Annotated in this window: 15 protein-coding genes; 6 read left to right on the top strand and 9 right to left on the bottom strand. The window is 69.4% G+C overall.

Annotated elements, in window-relative coordinates; translation table 11 throughout:
* Position 1 precedes the first annotated feature (1 nt).
* Together GBZ26_RS07530 and GBZ26_RS07535 are read right to left on the bottom strand one after the other, a co-directional pair.
* Complete coding sequence (locus tag GBZ26_RS07530) at positions 2-463, bottom strand: tellurite resistance TerB family protein (protein ID WP_149648405.1); 462 nt, start codon at positions 461-463, stop codon at positions 2-4.
* 67 nt (positions 464-530) lie between these two features.
* Entirely contained in the window at positions 531-1445 is a 915-nt protein-coding gene (locus GBZ26_RS07535) for a 50S ribosomal protein L11 methyltransferase (protein ID WP_174438311.1), read from the bottom strand.
* A gap of 237 nt (positions 1446-1682) precedes the next feature.
* Between GBZ26_RS07535 and GBZ26_RS07540 the strand changes: the two genes are divergently transcribed.
* A complete protein-coding gene (locus GBZ26_RS07540; RefSeq protein WP_174438312.1) occupies positions 1683-2825 on the top strand; it encodes a PDZ domain-containing protein in 1143 nt (380 codons plus the stop codon).
* Positions 2826-2841: 16 nt separating this feature from the next.
* Here GBZ26_RS07540 and GBZ26_RS07545 read toward each other — a convergent pair whose 3' ends face one another.
* Together GBZ26_RS07545 and GBZ26_RS07550 are read right to left on the bottom strand one after the other, a co-directional pair.
* Positions 2842-4038: a hypothetical protein gene (locus tag GBZ26_RS07545; RefSeq protein ID WP_174438313.1), complete on the bottom strand. Its 1197-nt coding sequence runs from the start codon at positions 4036-4038 to the stop codon at positions 2842-2844.
* Between the two features lie 148 nt (positions 4039-4186).
* The gene (locus GBZ26_RS07550) at positions 4187-6538 is read right to left on the bottom strand and encodes an ATP-dependent helicase (protein WP_174438314.1); all 2352 of its coding nucleotides are present in this window, start codon (positions 6536-6538) and stop codon (positions 4187-4189) included.
* A 562-nt stretch (positions 6539-7100) separates the two neighbouring features.
* Here GBZ26_RS07550 and GBZ26_RS07555 point away from each other — a divergent pair.
* Together GBZ26_RS07555 and GBZ26_RS07560 are read left to right on the top strand one after the other, a co-directional pair.
* Positions 7101-7790, top strand: a complete 690-nt coding sequence (locus tag GBZ26_RS07555; protein ID WP_145674530.1) for a LuxR C-terminal-related transcriptional regulator — start codon at positions 7101-7103, stop codon at positions 7788-7790.
* Between the two features lie 254 nt (positions 7791-8044).
* Positions 8045-8707 carry a LuxR C-terminal-related transcriptional regulator gene (locus GBZ26_RS07560; RefSeq protein ID WP_174438321.1) on the top strand — a complete coding sequence of 221 codons (663 nt, stop codon included), beginning with the start codon at positions 8045-8047 and terminating at the stop codon, positions 8705-8707.
* Between the two features lie 182 nt (positions 8708-8889).
* On the opposite strand, the gene GBZ26_RS07565 is transcribed toward GBZ26_RS07560, so the two are convergent.
* Both GBZ26_RS07565 and GBZ26_RS07570 read right to left on the bottom strand, forming a co-directional pair.
* Positions 8890-9660 (bottom strand): alpha/beta fold hydrolase, encoded by a 771-nt coding sequence (locus tag GBZ26_RS07565; RefSeq protein ID WP_147394541.1) that lies wholly within the window; start codon positions 9658-9660, stop codon positions 8890-8892.
* Between the two features lie 211 nt (positions 9661-9871).
* On the bottom strand, positions 9872-10432 hold the full coding sequence (locus GBZ26_RS07570; RefSeq protein ID WP_174438315.1) for a hypothetical protein: 561 nt from the start codon (positions 10430-10432) through the stop codon (positions 9872-9874).
* A 232-nt stretch (positions 10433-10664) separates the two neighbouring features.
* On the opposite strand from GBZ26_RS07570, the gene GBZ26_RS07575 reads away from it, so the two are divergent.
* Complete coding sequence (locus GBZ26_RS07575) at positions 10665-11114, top strand: YccF domain-containing protein (RefSeq protein ID WP_174438316.1); 450 nt, start codon at positions 10665-10667, stop codon at positions 11112-11114.
* On the opposite strand, the gene GBZ26_RS07580 is transcribed toward GBZ26_RS07575, so the two are convergent.
* Complete coding sequence (locus tag GBZ26_RS07580; protein WP_174438317.1) at positions 11108-12265, bottom strand: DUF3095 family protein; 1158 nt, start codon at positions 12263-12265, stop codon at positions 11108-11110. The genes GBZ26_RS07575 and GBZ26_RS07580 overlap by 7 nt on opposite strands.
* 177 nt (positions 12266-12442) lie before the next feature.
* Here GBZ26_RS07580 and GBZ26_RS07585 point away from each other — a divergent pair, with 177 nt between their 5' ends.
* Positions 12443-13717, top strand: coding sequence for a hypothetical protein (locus GBZ26_RS07585; RefSeq protein ID WP_174438318.1), 1275 nt, complete (start codon positions 12443-12445; stop codon positions 13715-13717).
* A gap of 61 nt (positions 13718-13778) precedes the next feature.
* Here the strand turns inward: GBZ26_RS07585 and GBZ26_RS07590 are convergent, their stop codons facing one another.
* A complete protein-coding gene (locus tag GBZ26_RS07590; RefSeq protein WP_174438319.1) occupies positions 13779-14219 on the bottom strand; it encodes a CBS domain-containing protein in 441 nt (146 codons plus the stop codon).
* A 476-nt stretch (positions 14220-14695) separates the two neighbouring features.
* Here GBZ26_RS07590 and GBZ26_RS07595 point away from each other — a divergent pair, with 476 nt between their 5' ends.
* On the top strand, positions 14696-15010 hold the full coding sequence (locus GBZ26_RS07595) for a hypothetical protein (RefSeq protein ID WP_343207220.1): 315 nt from the start codon (positions 14696-14698) through the stop codon (positions 15008-15010).
* Positions 15011-15107: 97 nt separating this feature from the next.
* On the opposite strand, the gene GBZ26_RS07600 is transcribed toward GBZ26_RS07595, so the two are convergent.
* Positions 15108-16301 (bottom strand): acetate/propionate family kinase (locus GBZ26_RS07600; protein WP_247884779.1); only part of this gene is annotated, 1194 nt, incomplete at its 5' end.

A 16301-nucleotide genomic window follows, 5' to 3' on the forward strand; every position in this document is an offset into this window, starting at 1 on the left:
TCTACAAACCCGAATCGTCGGGCAGGCCCAGCCGCTCCAGGACGCGCTTGCGCGCGAGGCCGCGATCGACGTCGGGCACGTGCAGCAGGCCGCCGATGCGGCGCAGCAGATTGGCCTCCAGGTCGTTCAGCTCACCATCGGCGTAGGCGACCTCCCACAGCATCTCGATGATCCACAGCCGCTTGTCCGGAGGGCAGTGATCGTTGATCACCGTGACGTAGCGGTAGTAGGGCGAGGCGCCCTCCGTGTCGAAGACGGCGGCGGACAGCAGGTCCTGCGCCTCCTCCTCGCTCAGATGGAAGTGGCGGCGTGTGACGTCGAGGATGCGCTCGCGCTCCGCCGGGGAAATGGTGTTGTCGGTGCGTGCGGCCTCGACCAGAAGGGCGGCCGCGGCGGCCTCCAGCCTGTGGCGGTCGTCGCCCGGGTCGTTCTCCTGGAACAGCGCCCTGATCCGGTTCAGCATCGGTCCTCCACGGGTCGTCCATATGTCCGGATGACATTGGCGACGGGAGGACCGAAATCCAGGGGCCTCAGCCCTTTACGGCCTTCCGCTTCGGGCGCTTCACCACAAGGGTGGTCCATTCGCCGACCGGGATGCGCGCGACCAGATGCAGGCCCTGGGTGCGGTGCGCCTGGATGACGTGGCGCTCCTGCCGGTTCAGCAGGCCGGCCAGAACAGCGACGCCACCGCGCTGCAGATGGCGTTTCAGCTGCGGCGCCATGCGGGCCAGCGGGCGGGCCAGGATGTTGGCGGTGATCAGGCGGTAGGGCTTGTGCTTGCCCACGATGGCGGTGTGGTAGCCGTCGCCGCCCTGCGAGCGGATGCGGGCCTTCACGCCGTTGAGGGCGGCGTTGACGCGGGTGACGCGCACCGCCTCCGGATCGATGTCCACGGCGGTGACGGGCACCCGCCAGCGCTTGGTCACCGCCAGCGCCAGGATGCCCGAGCCGCAACCCATGTCGAGCGCCCCGCCCCGCCCGGCGCGCGGCAGGCTCATCCGGCGGGCCAGCCGGTCCAGCGCCATCAGGCAGCCCTTGGTCGAGCCGTGCTCGCCCGTGCCGAAGGCGGTGGCGGCGTCGACCAGCAGCGGGATGCTGCCCGCCGGGACAAGTCCCTCATGGTGGGAACCATGGACGAAGAAGCGCCCGGCCTGGATCGGCGGGAAGCCCTGATAGCTGTGCGACACCCAGTCGATGAGGGGCAGCTCCTCGACGATCAGCTTCGGCTCGGGGATGCCCATGGCCTCGGCCAGGACGGCGACGCGGGCGTTCAGCCGCGGCTCGTCCGGCTGCCCATAGACCGTCGCCTCGACCAGCCAGTCGCCGTGCTCCTCCAGCTCGAAGGTGGACACCGCGTCGGCGTGATCGCCAATCGCCTCGGCGAACGCGGGGGCGTGGGCTTCGGGAATGACGAGCGCGATGCGCCAGAGCTTGGAGGAGGACATGGGGAAGGTCGCCGATGATGGGGTGGTCGTTGTCTGGTGGGAGACTTAACCACAGAGACGCGGAGACACAAAGATTTCCTGCGGCCGGGCTGGATTGACCGCAGCCTGCGACGTTTTGGCCGACGAATGCGCGGCACAGGCTTGCGGCCGCTTTTCTTACCACTTTTGAGCGGGCACACTGCACCCGGAGATCAGCGGATCAGGGGTTCCGCAAGAGCGCGACGGGGGGAGGCGGACATGATGCAGCGTGTTTGCAACGCGGCCAGGGCATGGATGGCCGCGCTGGTGGCGGTTTCCGGGGCGGCGATGGTGTCGGGCTGCGCGCTCGATCCCGCCGGGCTGGCGATCGGAGCGATGAACGCGGCGAGCATGCCGTCGGAAGCGTCCCTGGTGGCCGATATGGTCCCCTCCTACCGGGGCACGGGCTGCCAAGCCCTGGCGTCGCTCCAGAAAGGGTACATCGACCAACTGCCCACGGTGGACCCGGCGTACCGCGAGGCGGTGGTGGTCAACATCAAGGCGGTGCGTCAAGTCATGGCGGAGCAGCGCTGCGCGGCGGGTGGCGGCGCGGTGGCGGGTGCGGGCTCCGCACCGGCGACGACCGTCACCACCGGCCCCAATGGCATCGGCGGAGCGGTGGCCGGCACGGCCGGTCCCGCCGCGGCACCGGCGAGCGAGCCGCAGGGGGCGATGGGAGCGGCTGTCGGTCCCTTGACACCCCATCTGACGCAGGCCTTGGGACTGGAATCGCCGCGCGGCCTGGTGGTGACGGCGCTGGCACCGGGCAAGGCAGCCGAGCTGTCGGGAATCCGCGGCGGCGACGTGATCCTGGAGGTGCGTGGCGTCGCGGTGGATGATGTGATGCAGATGCGCCGTGTTCTGGGCGCGGTGCCCAGCGGGCAGAGCGTGCTGGTCAAGCTGTGGCGCGCCCGCGAGCCGCGCGAGCTGATCGTCGGCCCGATCATTAGCGACACCCCGGCGCTGCCGCCGGGTGCTGTGTACGCCGATGCGCCGGTCCTGCCGGCCGCGCCGGTGCGGGAGCGCTTCTGCGTGGCCCAGATGACCGGTTCGGGCTTGTTTTCGAGCAGCGTGCACTCGCCGCTGTTCACGGTGCGCAACGACGGCAGCGAGGCGGAAAGCGCCAAGCTGACGACGGCCTTTTGGGAGGCGGCGCGGAAGGCTCAACCCGGATATTGGCTGGCGCCGCACCCACGGCCGACCTGCAACCGGGACTCCACGGTCTGCACGTCGGCCAGCGCCGACTCCGACGTGCTGATGATGATGTGCGAGACGGACCGCGAGAAGGGCGCGGCGGTCTACGAGGCGCTGCGGCGGGACAAGCCGATGACCGAACTCCCCTGGTCGCCGCCGGCGCCGTGAGGCGAAGCCGGCGGAGTCACCGCCCCGACAGCCGGTCCGCGATGTCGTGCATCCCCTGTTCGCGCAGGATCGCCTGACGGTGGCGGATCAGGCGGCGGGCCAGCGCTTTCTCCACCTCGGCGCCGCCGAGCAGGCGCCCCTGCGGATCGCGCAGATGGGCGGCGAGGTGGTCGGCCAGCAGCGCCTCTTTCTTCGGGTCGCGGCGGTCGAGCGGCTGGGTGCCGTTCAGCGAGTGCTGGATGCGCTCCAGCAGGACGGCGCGGCAGCACGGCGCGCGCCCCTGGACGATCAGCGCGCCGATGTGGGCCAACAAAGGGCTGACCGGCTCGCTCTTCGGCTGCGGGTCGCGGCCCAGGATCAGGTCGGCCAGCGCGCACAGCCCCAGGGCGAGGTTCGGCTGCGCGCCGAGAAGCTCCTTCACCAGCTCGGCGGAGCCCAGCGCGTCGGCCATCACCCCGTCGAGCGAAGCGAGGTGCCGCGGCTCCACGTCCGGCCCGATCAGGTCGAGCAGCATCTCCAGCTTGCCGGCCAGCGCGTTGCGATCGGCCAGATGGACGGTGAGTTGGCTGAGGAAGGCGAAGTCATGGCCCTCCTCCCCCACCGCGGCGGCGAGGACCCGGCTGGACCGGGACAGGTCGGCGGGATCGAAGGCCGGCAGGGCCTTGCGCTCCCCCTGGAAGTCGCGGGCGCGCGCCATCACCGCGTCGGCGAAGGCCCGCAGCTCGCGCGCCCGCGCCGGCACGGCGACGCCATGGCGGTCCGCGTGGTGACGGGCCACCGCCTGGAGCGCCGCGCCCAGCAGAAGGCCCTGCTCGTCCAGCTTGCGCAGGTAGGTCCAGCTGTGGAGAAGCTCGGTCGGGGTGATGCGGAACTTGTCGAGGAAGGGGCGCAGCAGCCGGCCGATGACCACCCGCGACTCGAAGCCGTAGAGATCGCCGGGAGCCGTGCAGTAGGGCGCGCCCTCCGCCGTGCCGCCCAGCGCCATGGGCTTGTCCTTCACCACCGGAACGGCCTTCTGGAAGATCACCGTCTCCAGCGACAGCCCGGCCAGCGAGCGGAACTTGAGGGCCTTGACCTCCTCCACCCCGCTGACCGCCAGCCAACTGCGGGCGGAGGCCAGGGCACGGCGCTCGTCGTCGTAGGTCCCCTCGATGGTCCAGCGGCCCTCACGGCGGATCTGGACCTCGAACGCGGTGCTGCTCTTGCCGAACACTGGACGGGTTCCGTGGCTGTGGAGGCGGCTGTGGGCGCGCTGTCTGTGCACAACCTGTAGCCGAACGCCGCCGCCGAACCTGTGACGACCGTCACCGCAAGGGGCCGCTGCGGCAATCGGTCACCCTGCCCCGTCCATCCCGTTCCCGTCAGCCCGCCTTCTCCGCCGGCACCACGAAGCTGTCCATCACCTTCTTGCTGCCGGCCTGGTCGAAGTCGATCTCCAGCTTGTCCTGGTCGACCGCCGTGACGGTGCCGTAGCCGAACTTCTGGTGGAACACCCGCGCCCCCTTCGGGAAGGGCGCGTTCGGGCGCGCGCGGGGGGCGACCTGATAGGAGCCGCTGTCCAGCGTGATGGTGCGCGGCGACGGGGGCTGCTGCCGTCCCGCCGCCTGCTGGCCGGCGCGGAAGGCGGGGTAGCTCGGCGAATCGCGGAAGCTCCCTCCGCCGCCGAAGCCGCCCCCGCCAAAGCCGCCGGCGTTGCCGCCGGGGTAGAGGCCGCTCGCCGCCTCCGCCTCGACGTCGCCGCCGGGGATCTCCTCGACGAAGCGGGAGGGGATGGCGCTGACCCAGTTGCCGTAGAGCCGCCGGTTGGCGGCGTGGCTGATGTAGGCCCGCTTGCGCGCCCGGGTCAGCCCGACATAGGCGAGGCGGCGCTCCTCCTCCAGCCCGGCGATGCCGGTCTCGTCCAGCGCGCGCTGGTTGGGGAACACGCCCTCCTCCCAGCCGGGCAGGAAGACCATGTCGAACTCCAGCCCCTTGGCGCCGTGAAGGGTCATCACCGTGACCTGATCGACGCCCGCGGCCTCGGCGTTCTCCATGACCAGGGCGACATGCTCCAGGAAGCCCGGCAGGTTCTCGAACTCCGCCATGGCGGTGATGAGTTCCTTCAGGTTCTCCAGCCGGCCCGGCGCCTCGGGCGTCTTGTCCTCCTGCCACATGCGGGTGTAGCCGGACTCGTCCAGAATCATCCGGGCCAGTTCGGTGTGCGGCATGGTCGCCGTCAGGGTGCGCCAGCGGAAGAAGTCCTGAAGCAGGTTGCGCATCACGCCGCGCACCTTGGGCTTCAGCTCGTCCGTCTCGGTCAGCGCCCAGCCCGCCTCGGTCAGCGGCATCCCGCGCGACCGCGCCGCCTGATAGAGGCATTGCAGGGCCGCCGGGCCGACGCCGCGCTTGGGCACGTTGACGATGCGCTCGAAGGCGAGATCGTCGTCGGGCGAGTTGACGACGCGCAGATAGGCCAGCGCGTCGCGGATCTCCTGCCGCTCGTAGAAGCGCGGGCCGCCGATCACCCGGTAGGGCAGGCCCAGCGTGATGAAGCGCTCTTCGAACTCGCGGGTCTGGAAGCCGGCGCGGACCAGCACGGCGATCTGGGCGAGCGACACGCCCTGGCGCTGCAGCGCCTCGATCTCGTCGCCGACCCAGCGGGCCTCCTCCTCGCCGTCCCAGACGCCGCGCACGCGCACCGGCTCGCCGCCGTCCGCCTGGGTCCACAGAGTCTTGCCGAGCCGCCCCTTGTTGTTGGCGATCAGGCCGGAGGCCGCCGACAGGATGTGCCCGGTGGAGCGGTAGTTCTGCTCCAGCTTGACCACCGTGGCGCCGGGAAAGTCGGCTTCGAAGCGCAGGATGTTGCCGATCTCGGCGCCGCGCCAGGCGTAGATCGACTGGTCCTCGTCGCCGACGCAGCAGATGTTCTTGTGGGCCTGCGAGAGGATGCGCAGCCAGAGATACTGGGCGACGTTGGTGTCCTGATACTCGTCGACCAGGATGTATTTGAACTTGCGGTGGTATTCCGCCAGCACGTCGGGGTGCTTCTGGAAGAGCGTGATGTTGTGCAGCAGCAGGTCGCCGAAGTCGCAGGCGTTCAGCGTGCGCAGCCGCTCCTGGTAGGCGCGGTAGAGCGCCACCACGCGCCCGCCGGCCACGTCCCCGCCGTCGCCCTCGTTCAGCCGGTCCGGCGTCAGGCCGCGGTCCTTCCAGCGCTCGATCACGCCCAGCACCTGCCGCGCCGGCCACTTCTTGGAATCGACGTTCGCCGCCTCCAGAAGCTGCTTGATCAAACGGATCTGGTCGTCGGTGTCGAGGATGGTGAAGTTGGACTTCAGCCCCACCAGCTCGGCGTGGCGGCGCAGGATGCGCGCGGCCAGCGCGTGGAAGGTGCCCAGCCACCAGCCCTCCGGCTCGATCCCCACCAGATGGGCGACGCGCTCGCGCATCTCGCGGGCGGCCTTGTTGGTGAAGGTCACCGCCAGGATCTGGAAGGCGGCGGCGCGGCGCGTCATCAGCAGATGGGCCAGCCGGGTGGTCAGCACGCGCGTCTTGCCCGTGCCGGCGCCGGCCAGCACCAGCACCGGGCCATCCATGGCCTCCACCGCCTCGCGCTGCACGGGGTTCAGCCCGTCCAGATAGGCGAAACGCTGCGCCGGCGCGGGGGCCGGGGCACCCGCTTGGCTGAGGGGATCATGGCCCAGCGGATCGTCGTAGGCGTAGGGATCGGACATGCGGCACCGGATTTCCTGGGTGGGCTCCCCCGCGGTCGGAAGACGCCCTTCATCGAAAGAGGACACCGTATATAGCACGCCCCCCGGCGCATCGAACCCCTTCCCTTGACGGAACGGCCGGGACGCTCCGCCGATCGGCATGAGACTAAGCCCATGGGCCGAGTTGGCCACGGCCAGTGCTATGCCCCACCCCATAGCACCTGTCTTATCACAATAGCCCGAAGTCACATCGGCCATAGGAACCCAAGATTCACCCGCAGTCACAGACAAATCACAGGCTGAACCGAATTCAGGACCGATTGATTATTCCGCGTGGGACATTCGTGAATGGTTCGTTGAACGGTTTGTCTTATTTCGGCTTAGGGCATATGCCCATTGCGAGACATAACTTTTCCTTTGGGGAAATTTTCTGTTCCGCAAATCCGGGGTAAGGTCCAATCAGATCGTGGCACCCCGGAACCAAACGGACAGCCGCGGAGAGCGGCCCTCCCCCCGGACCGGATGTCCACGGAGGGGCCAGACGAACGACCGAATTGAAACAAGCAGAGGGCGGGTAGGAACAATGGACCCCGTGAACGTTTTCCTGATCGACGCGAACAAGCTCTTCCGCGAAGGCATGAAGCGTCTGTTCGAGAACACGCCCTTCAAGGTGATGGGCGAGGCCGGCACCCTGCGTGAGGGCGTCCCCGCTGTCGAGGCGGCGGGCACCCAGCCCGACCTGGTCCTCATCGACCTCATCAACGGCGGCGAGGACGAGGCCGACCAGCTCCGCGCCCTGCGCGATGGCCATCCCGGCATCCGCGTCGTCATCCTGACCACCGACCTGTGCACCCGCCGCCTGTCGGGCGCGCTCGGCGCCGGCGCCCACGGCTACCTCATGAAGGACATCGCCTGCGAAGCGCTGATGCAGTCGCTGAAGCTGGTGATGATGGGCGAGAAGGTGTTCCCCACCCACTTGGCCGAGCTGCTGATCAACGGCCGCAGCGAGGAGCTGGCGACCGAGGTTCCGGCCCGCCGCAAGGGCCTCTCCCAGCGCGAAATCCAGATCCTGCGCTGCCTGCTGAACGGCAACTCCAACAAGATGATCGCCAACCACCTCCACATCACGGAGGCCACGGTGAAGGTCCATCTGAAGAGCCTGCTGCGCAAGATCAACGCCTCCAACCGCACCCAGGCCGCCATTTGGGCGCTGAACAACGGCATCGGCGACCAGCCGGCGGAAGCCGCCGGGGTCAGCGCCGGCGTGGTCTGATCCATCGTCCTGCGTCTTGCGGTTCTGCCTTCCCGGCATCCACAACGCCGGCCGCGCCATCCCGCGGCCGGCGTTGTCGCGTCCGAAGCACCCGTTTTGGGCGCGGCGACACGCCATAAGTGGTGCGCCATAGGACCAAAGGCCCTCTTCCGCCCCGAAATGATGATGGCTATTTCGGCAATACGCTCCGAATTTGTTTGGATCGCAGCCCCGACACGATGAGCATCATGGAATACAGCGCGGAAAAGCCGACCCTGAACGTTCTGCTTGCCGACGATCACCTGCTGTTCCGGGACGGGTTGCGGCGTCTGCTCGCCCAGTCGGACGACAGCATGGTGTTCCACGAGGCCGGGACGTTCGACGACGTCCGCCGCCTGTGCGACGGCGCCATCGCCTTCGACCTGATCCTCCTGGATCTCGGCATGCCGGGATGGAACGGCTTCTCGCTGCTCGGGGACATTCACGAGCGGCTTCCCAAGGCGCTGCTGGTCGTGGTGTCGGGATCGGAGAAGCGGTCGGACCTGCTGGCCGCGCTGGAGAACGGCGCCGCCGGTTTCATCCCGAAGTCGAGCAGCGCGAAGGTGCTGATGGGCGCCCTCCAGCTCGTGCTGGCCGGCGGCGTCTATCTGCCCGAACAGGCGATCCGCGGCGACCGGATGGCCGACAGCGCGCCGCACGCCGGCAACGGTGCGGGGGACGCCGATCCGCTTGGCTCCCTGGCCGACGGGGCGGGCGACCAGTTGACCCCGCGCCAACGCGACGTGCTGAACCGCCTGCGCGACGGCAAGTCCAACAAGCAGATCGCGCATGAGCTGGGCCTGACCGAAGGCACGGTGAAGGTGCATGTGACCGCGATCCTGCGCCAGCTCGGCGTCCGCAACCGCACCCAGGCGGCGATCACCGCGAACGGTTTCTGAGCGGACGCCCTTCGCGGCCCTTCTCATACAATCAAGCGCAAAGCCTGACACATCAGGCTTTGCGCTTGCCCTCAGACGGCGGGCGCGGCCGTCCGGCCGCTTGCCTTCGCAGGCATGAGCCTGCGGGGCCGCCGTCGCGGCCCTTACCGTCGCGCGTAAGTCAGGACTTACGCGCGACGGTATCAGGCCCCTCCGCGCTCCACCGAGGCGACCAGCGCGGCCAGAGCGCCGCGGATGGCCGATTCGTGCCGGGCGGGCACGACCTGCTGGCCGGGAACGGTCACCACGGTCAGGTTGCGGCAACCGGTCAGACGCTGCTCCAAAAAGGACGCGCCCGGCACGCCGTCCGGCATGTCCTTTCCCTGCACCAGCGTGACCGGCACGCGGACCGCGTCGAGCATGGGCGCCATGGCCTGAAGTTCCGCCGCGCTGTCGCGGACGACGGGCGGCAGGATGCAGGCGGCGATTCGGCGGAACACGCCCGGCCGGACCGTCTCCTCGGCCATCGGGTCGATCAGCAGAAGGCCGCCGACCAGCTCCGGAAACTCCAGCACGGCCCGCAACGCCACCGGCACGCCGCCGCCGCTGCCGACGAGAAGCGGCTTGCGCGAGCGGCGGAGCGCCAGAAGCGGACGCAGCGCCGCCGCCGGCACGCCGGGGTCGCCGCCGCGCAGGCGGGAAGCGCCGCCGATCGGCACCGGATCGGGCCGCGGCACGGCCACCCATTCCTGTCCCGCCGGAACGGCGCGCAGCAGGCGGGTCCAGGCCCGGGATTCGCTGAACGTCGCGTGGATCAGGATGATTCGCCGTCCGGCGGGATCGCCGGCGACGATGCAGCCCGGCCCCACCTCCCGCGATGCGCCGCAGCTTGCGGTTGGCGCCTCGCCCGGCGACGACGGCACGATGCCGAACGCGGCTCCCGCGGGCCGCCCGGCGCTGCTGTGTATGGTCAAGGCTCCGCTCCCCGATTCCCGAACACGTCGCGGAGATCGTCTCCGCCGATTGACAGGGAGCCTAATGGAGGGTTTGCAGCCTTGTCCCGTACCATAAAAAGGCCCGAAATGGCGCGAACGGTGGCCGCAAATCCCGAAAATCGCAGGTTTTTACCCCAATTGTTGTGCAGTCCCGCCATTCCTGGCGGAACCCGCACAACCACGTGGCACATCAGTGAATGGTGTTGCCGTCGGGGAGCGCTTCGACCGGGCGGTCGTCGCGCGGCTCGGACGGGCGGTGCAGTTCGCGCATCAGGTCCCGCCAGTCCGGCGACCCGCCCAGCTGCTGGATCAACTGCGTGGAGAAGGCGAACACGGCCATCTCCAGCGGCCCGTTGTCGTCAGCGTGGGCGTTCACGGTCAGACAGGATTCCGCGGCGCTGACGAAGATGGCCGACGCGATGGCCACCCCCGCACCCGGTTCGGGCAACGGCACCGGCGCCGGGGCGGACCCGGTGGTGCGCAGGGCCGACAGGTTCTCCACCAGCAGGCGCGTGCGGATGGCGGTGTCGATGGCCGCTCCCATGGTGTAGCCGGCTTCCGCCTCCGCGGCGGAGCGCAACAGGCGCAACCCCGCGATCACCCCATGGGTGACGTCGGCGGTTCCGGCGCGCTTGAGAGCCGCGGCGATGGCGGTGCCAAGGATGGCGGTGACCACCGGCGCCATGCTTTCGGCGTCGTCGCCCATGACGGCGGCGTCGGTGGACTCTTCGTGGTTCTGGACCTCGTTCATGCGGCCTCCGATCCGGTGATACCCTGGATGGCGTGCGGCGCGGACCCCGGTTCCCTGCGGAACCGCTTTTTGCTCAAAGGTCCCTCTTTCGATCTGTGGCCTTTCCGGAGGGCATTCAAGCCGCCGGAAGCCGGGAGGGGGTGAATCTTTCGATGCGCCACTTTCGCCGATCCCTCCTCTGGGCGAAGCCACCCGCCATCCCCACATCTGCGGGCAAAAGGAGAAACACCCGATGCCCTTGCTCAGCCTTCTTCTCAACATCCTGTGGGTGGTGACCGGCGGCATCTGGATGGCCGCCGGATGGCTCTTCGCGGCCATCCTGATGGTCATCACCATCGTCGGCATCCCGTGGGCGCGGTCGGCCTTCACGATCGCCTGGTACACCCTGTTGCCCTTTGGACAAACCGCCGTCCGCCGGGATGAGTTCCGCGGCCGCGAGGACATCGGCACCGGCCTGCTCGGCACGCTGGGCAACATCCTGTGGTTCGTGCTGGCCGGCTGGTGGCTGGCGCTCGGCCATCTGGTGGCGGCGGTCGGCCTCGCCATCACCATCATCGGCCTGCCCTTCGCCTGGGCGCATCTGAAGCTCGCCCTGCTGGCCCTGTGGCCGGTCGGCACCGAGATCGTGACGGTGGACGAGGCGGAATCCCGCCGCCGCCTGCTCGGCCGCGGGGCCTACTGAGCGGACGGTTCCCGCTCGGCCATCCGCTTCAGCATGACCGAGGCCCGCCAGAAGCCCAGCTCCGCTCCATCGACGAAATGGACGTGCCGGTCGGCGGCGAGGTCGCCGACCAGGCAGGTCACGGTGGAAGCCGCCGCCCGCGCGGTGCCGTAGCGGATGCGCCCGGCCGCCGCGTGGGCGGCCAGCATCGCTTCGATGGCGTCGGCCTCCCCTTCCGTCACGTCCAGGACGAGGCGCGGCCCGCCCGCCGACTTGCGGAAATCCGACCGTTCGGCCATGCCGCGGCGGTAGCGGTCCGGATCGAAGTCACCCATCCGCCACCCGGCGCTCAGCACCAACGTGAGAAGCGCCGACTTTCCCAGGGCCGACAGCGCGCAGACCAGCCGCCGCCCGCGCGGGCGCGTCCGCGCCTCCAGCCACAGCGAACGCCAGGAGGGCGGCCAGCGCATCGCCAGCCGTTCCCCCATGCCGAGCGGCGCCGCCGTGGCGGTCGGCACGATCCGCTCGATGTCGGCCTGGCCCGGGCCCAGAACCGCCAGCCCCGGACCGCCGCCGGGCAACGGGTCGACGATCACGCACAGGATCACGCCGCGCCCGCTGTCCACCGGGTTCCAGCGGCAGGACACGCTTTCCAGTCCGGTCAAGGGGCCGGGCCGCGGCTCCAGCCGCCAGCGCGGATCGGCCTTCACCCAGGCGTCCGCCGCGACGACCCCACGCCCCAGGAACAGTCCGAAGGCGTCGCCGTTGCCGAAATCCTGCAGGGCGACCAGAACCTCCAGCCCCTCGTCGAGCAGCGCCCGCACGGGCACGAGGCCGACCCGCAGAGGCACGTCCATCTCCGTCCCGGCCCAATGGGCGAGCGCCGCCAGCGCCCGCTCCGCCGCCGCCCTGCGGCCCGGCGGAACCGCGGCGATGGCGCCGTCGCCGCCGAACTGGCAGGCGGGGGCCTGCTCCGGCTCCCGCACCGCCTCCGACAGGACGGCGACCACCGCGGCGGCGACGAAATTCACGTCGCGGTGACGCCCCTCCCCGGCCAGACGGGTGCTCGCCACGACGTCGGCGACGGCCAGCGACCAGTCGCCGTCCAGCGCCGCGTAATGGGCAGGGTCGGCGGCTTCGGCGGTGAAGTCGTGGATGGACGGCAGAAGCATCGCCTTCCTCGCACCAGCGGGTTTCAGGGACGGACCTCCCCAGTCTACGCCCCGGCGCGCGCCCTGTGAATCGCCCCCGTTGCCAGCTGCCGAACCCATCCGCAATGGACCCATCCCGGATTGTCGGTCCAATCCGTCCGCTCCATCGTTCCGCCGTCCAATCCGGGGAGGAACGCCATGGGATTCGCAAGCGACTGGAAATCCGCCAAGACGACGTTTGAGACGGCCACCGGCAAGAAGAAGCCGAGCGCCAAGTTCATGGGCGTCTTCCACAAGTCCGGGCTGGAGGATGTGACCAAGGCGCTCGACACCGCTCTGGGCAAGAGCGACGCCAAGGCGCTGGAGAAGGCGCTGCTCGACTATGTGAAGAGCGCCACCGCCTATCAGACGACGCTGGAGAAGTCGGCCAAGGCCGAGGGCGCGGCGACCATCGCGGCGGAGCTGAAGAAGCTCGGCCAGGCGCTGGACGACATCGGCCGCCGCGCCGGCGTGGCCGTCAACGAGCGCATCGCCGAGATGCGCGAGGACGCCGAGGCGGAGAAGGCCAAGGAGGCCGAGGAGCAGGGCAAGGCCGCCCGCGCCATCGCCGACAAGGTCGCGGTGCAGATCGACGGGCTGCTGAAGGCCACCAACGCCGACATCAAGCTGCTCGACCAAGCCGCCGCCAACGCCGACCTCGCTCTGCGCAACGTGCTGGAGGCGCAGGGGGCCGGCAACGCCAAGGAGGCGAAGGCCCAGGCCGCCGCGGTCCAGGCCGCCGCCAAGACGGTGGACGCCCAGGCCAAGAAGGTCGCCGCGACCGCCGTCCAGGCCGCCAAGCTGTTCAGCCAAGCCAAGGCCGCCGTCGCCAAGATGAAGCTCGACCCCAAGCAATATGGGGGACGCGACCCGGCCCAGGGGGCCTTCGACCGGGCCGACGCCATCGTCATGAAGCTGGACCAGTTGAAGGACGACACCGCCGAGGCCGCCACCGAGGCGGCCGGCATCGTCAAGGAGGCCGCCCAGGCGCTGAAGGGCGCCCTGGACCTGCGCGCCACCTATCTGGCGAGCTGCCGCAAGCTGGCCAAACGGGCGCAGGACGCCGACTCCTTCTACGACAACATCGCCCGCGACGTCGGAGGGCAGGCCGACCGCGCGCAGCAGGAGCAGATGGTCGCCGAAGAGGCGGAGGACGACAAGCGGGCGGCCTCCATCAAGACCGCGACCTTCTACATCACCCAGGTGCGCCAGCAGGCCGCCCAGGCGAAGAAGGAGATCCTCGCCGCCGCCAACGAGATCACCGGCACCCGCAAGTCCTTCCCGTCCATGGTCTCCGACAAGGACCCCGACTTCGGCCCGCTGCTCGCCGAGGCAAAGGTGTCCCTGGACGGGCTGAAGGAGTCGCACGCCGCCCTGACCAAGGCCGAGACAAAGATCGACAAGGTCGAGACCGCCCTGAAGAAGTTGGGGTAACAGGCCCGTACGGGTCCTCCCGCGCCCCCTCGGAAGGGCGCGCGGGAGGACCCGCAAGCCGTCACATCATGACTTCGGTCAGGCTGTCCATCATCTCCTGCTCGTGCTCGATCAGCATCAGCTCCTCGCCCATGAAGTCGCGCATGGAGACGACGCCGATGACGCGGCCGTCGCGGACGACCGGCAGGTGGCGCAAGCCGTGGTCGGCCATCCGGCGCAAAGCCTCGCCCACCGTGATGTCGTGGCCCACGGTGACCGGGCATGGGGTCATCACCTCCGACAGCGGGGTGTGATCCGGGTCCAACCCGTCGGCCACCACGCGGTCGGTCAGGTCGCGCTCGGTGAAGATGCCTTCGATCTGTTCGTCGATGGAGGCGGTGACCACGACGGACGCCACATGGGCGGCCTTCATCTGCCGCGCGGCATCCCGCACCGACGCTCCCGCCGGAAGGCTGACCACGCGGCGGCGATTCAACAAATCCCCGATGTTGCGATGCATCATGGCTTTCCTCCTCCAGGTACGGATGATTTGGAAGACCAGGCGGCTGATTTCATTGGCTGGACCGCCGCGCTGCGTTTCGCCGTCCGTCCGCGCCTCCTTTCGCTGTTCATTTGCGGATGCGAAGAAAATACCGCATCTGCGAAATGCCGAAACGGGCAGAACCTATCCACAGACCCATTCATCAAGTGTTGAAAAGGCAATCACTCTCCCATCATTTGACGAGAACGGCCACCAAAAGGCAACGTCATGGTTGCCATGCCGGCGCGACATGCGACAAAGCCACTCACCACTGGGCTGCCGTGCCGGTTCTGGCATGAAAAATCATGACCTTGGCCCCGGCGGACAACCCTTAACCATTATTAAAGGAAATAGGTCCGAAACTCCGGACAATTGCAGTTCTGTCACGATGTTGTCTGGAAGGGGCCTGGGCCGCCATGTCGTGGTTGTCGAAATTGAGCGGACGAGGCAAATCCACCGTGGCTTCCGCGTCCAACGCCAAGGAACGCCCCGCCGATCCCCCGACCATCCGGATCGACAGCCATGAATATGTGCCGGAGGAGTTCGTCCTCGGGTCTTTCCGCATCCGCCCCTATGACGGGGATTTGATCGCCAAGCAGCAGTTCGACTTCCGCATCCTCTTCCGGCTTGGCGAGGAAAGCTCGGATTTCGCCTGCCGGGGCGTCGTCGTGAAGATGGACGAGCAGGTCGGTCTGGTCGCCCGCTTCCACCAGCCGCCGCCGGCCCACACGCGAAAGTTGATCGAGTACCTGAAGCTCTGGAAAGGTCTGTAAAAGCCGACCGCTCACCCCCGCAAAAGAAAGGCCCGCCGTCACGACGGCGGGCCTTCTTCATTCAGCCTTCATGCGGCGTCACCGGGCGGGCCGAGAATCAGGCGGTCTCCAGCGCCTTGCGGCTGTGCAGGGCGATCATCTGCTCCTCGTCGGTCGGGATGACGTAGACGGGGATGCGGCTGGTCGGGGCGGAGATCAGCGGGCCGTTGGCCTCGTTCGCCGCCGGGTCGAGGACCACGCCCAGCCAGGCCAGCTTGTCGCCCACCCGCGCCCGCACCGGGGCGGAGCGCTCGCCGATGCCCGCCGTGAAGACCAGCGCGTCGATGCCGCCCATCGACGCGGCGAGCGCGCCTGTCTCCTTGGCGATGCGGAAGCAGAACAGCTCCACCGCCTCCTCGGCTTGCGGGTCCGCGCTGTCGAGCAGAGCGCGCATGTCGTTCGACAGGCCAGACACGCCGAGCAGGCCGGACTTGTTGTAGAGCAGCTTCTCGATGGCGTCGGCGCCCATGCCCTTCTGGCGCATCAGGTAGATCAGCACGCCGGGATCGATGTTGCCGCAGCGGGTGCCCATCGGCAGCCCGTCCAGCGCGGTGAAGCCCATGGTGCTGTCCACGCTGCGCCCGGCGTGGATGGCGCACATGCTGGCGCCGCTGCCGAGATGGGCGACCACCACGCGGCCGTCGGCCAGCTCCGGAGCCAGCTCCGGCAGGCGGCGGGCGATGTACTCGTAGGACAGGCCGTGAAAGCCGTAGCGGCGCACGCCCTCGTCGGTCAGTTCCCGCGGGATGGCGAACATCTGCGCCTGCCAGGGCTGGCCGCGGTGGAAGGCGGTGTCGAAGCAGGCGACCTGCGGCAGTTCCGGATGGGCCTCGGCCAGCGCGCGGATGGCGGCGAGGTTGTGCGGCTGGTGCAGCGGCGCCAGGGGTATGAAGCTCTCCAGCTCCTCCATGACCGCCGGGGTCAGCAGCACCGGGGCGGCGTGGCGGGTGCCGCCATGGACGACGCGGTGCCCGGCGGCCAGCAGCCTCGCCCCGTCCAGCCGCCCTTCGATCCACTCCAGCAGGAAGGACAGCAGGGCGGTGCGGGCGGACGGCCCGCCCGCCCCGCCGGCTCCCCGCCGGGGGGGGGGGCCCCCGGGCCGCCCGCCGCGGGGGGGTGGGGCGCCCCCCGCACCCGGCGGCCCGCGGCCGGGAACAGCCGGCGCGGGCGGGCCGGCGTCTGGCCGGCAATGCGCGACAACACAGGCGGGGGGGGCACCAACACCGCCTGCACGCCCGCCGCGGCGCTCTCC

It is taken from the genome of Azospirillum formosense (assembly GCF_013340925.1).
In the GTDB taxonomy this organism is placed as follows: Bacteria; Pseudomonadota; Alphaproteobacteria; order Azospirillales; family Azospirillaceae; genus Azospirillum; species Azospirillum formosense.